2 protein-coding genes are annotated in these 1620 nt (G+C 77.2%); both read left to right on the forward strand.

All coding sequences use genetic code 11. The features are described 5' to 3' along the window. On the forward strand, positions 1-1002 hold a 1002-nt coding region (locus ACVMLK_RS20950), incomplete at its 5' end, for a leucyl aminopeptidase family protein (protein ID WP_457487531.1). Between the two features lie 224 nt (positions 1003-1226). Further along, positions 1227-1620 (forward strand): DNA polymerase III subunit chi (locus tag ACVMLK_RS20955; RefSeq protein ID WP_457487532.1); only part of this gene is annotated, 394 nt, incomplete at its 3' end.

The following is a 1620-nucleotide window of genomic DNA, read 5'->3' on the forward strand; positions in this document are numbered from 1 at the left end:
GTGCTGAAGGCGGTGGCGCGGGCCCGCCGCTGGGTCGCCACGCCGGCCAACCGCTTGACCCCCGCCCGTTTCGCCCGCGCGTTGAAGCGGCTGGAGCGGCACGGCATCGCGGTGCAGGTGCTGGGCCGCGGGGCGCTGGAGCGGGCCGGCTTCGGCGGGCTGCTGGCGGTGGGCGGCGGCTCGGCCCATCCGCCCCGCCTGGTCGTCCTGCGCTGGGCCGGGCGGCTGGCGGTGCCGCCGGTGGTCTTCGTCGGCAAGGGCATCACCTTCGACACCGGCGGGCTCGGCCTCAAGCGCGGCGCGGGGATGGAGGTGATGCGGGAGGACATGGCCGGCGCCGCCGCCTGCGCCGGGGCGATGCTGGCCCTGGCGCTGCGCGACAGCCCCGCCCCCGCCGCCGCCGTGCTGCCGATGGCCGAGAATGCCATCGGCGCCGCCGCCTACCGGCCGGGCGATGTCGTCGCCACCCTCTCCGGCCGGACGGTGGAGGTGGTGGACACCGATGCCGAGGGCCGGCTGATCCTGGCCGATGCGCTGAACTATGCCGTGCGCGCCTTCCGGCCCGAGGCGGTGATCGACCTCGCCACTCTGACTGGCGCCGCCATCACGGCGCTGGGCCACCACCGCGCCGCCCTCTACGGCAACGATCCGGTGCTGGCCGCGGCGCTCTGCGCGGCGGGGGAGGCCGTGGGCGAGCGGCTTTGGCCGATGCCGCTGCCGCAGGCCGGAGACGCGGCGCTGGACAGCGACATCGCCGATCTGCGGCAATGCGCGCCGCGGGATCCCTCCGGGCGGGCGCAGCCCGATGCCGGCCACGCCGCCGCCTTCCTCCACGAATTCCTGGGCGACGACCCGCCGGCCTGGGCGCATCTCGACATGGCCGGCATGGTGGGCGAGGCGGCGCGCGGCGAGGATGCCCCGCTCTCGCTTCCCGGCGGCTTCGGCGTGCGGCTGCTGGCCGGGCTCGTCGCGGCGCGCTTCGAGGACCCGCACCGGGCCTGAGGGGGTCCCGAGAAGCGACCGGGAAGGCGCCGTCGCGCCCCGCGGGGCCGCTAGTGTGGCACGGGCTCCGCCCGTCCGCCGGCAGCGGGCCGGGCAGGAGAACAACCGGCTCTGCGGGGCCAGCTCCGCATTCGCTCTGCGTCCTCACCATCGAGGCGCACGGTACGGGCCGACCCGCCGCGCCCCGCGTGATGGCCGGCGGCGGGCATGGTACAAGCCGGGGCATGAGCGAGATCGGCTTCTACCACCTGACCCGCACGCCGCTGGAGGCGGCGCTGCCGAAGCTGCTCGGCCGGGTGCTGGCCGGCGGCGGGCGCGCCGTGGTGCGGGTGGGCGATCCGCTGCGGCTGGCGAGCCTCGACACCTCCCTCTGGCTCAGCGCCGATCCCGACTGGCTGCCGCATGGCACGCCGCAGACGGGACATGCGGAGCTGCAGCCCATCTGGCTGACCGAGGCGGACGAGGCCCCGAACGGCGCCCGCTTCCTCTTCCTGGTCGATGGCGCCGCCAGCGCCCGGCTGGGCGAGTACGACCGCGTCTTCGACCTGTTCGACGGGCAGGACGAGGCCGCGGTCGCCGCCCCGCGCCGGCCCGGGGGGGGCCCCCCCCCCCCCCGGC

This window comes from Teichococcus aerofrigidensis, assembly GCF_054073225.1.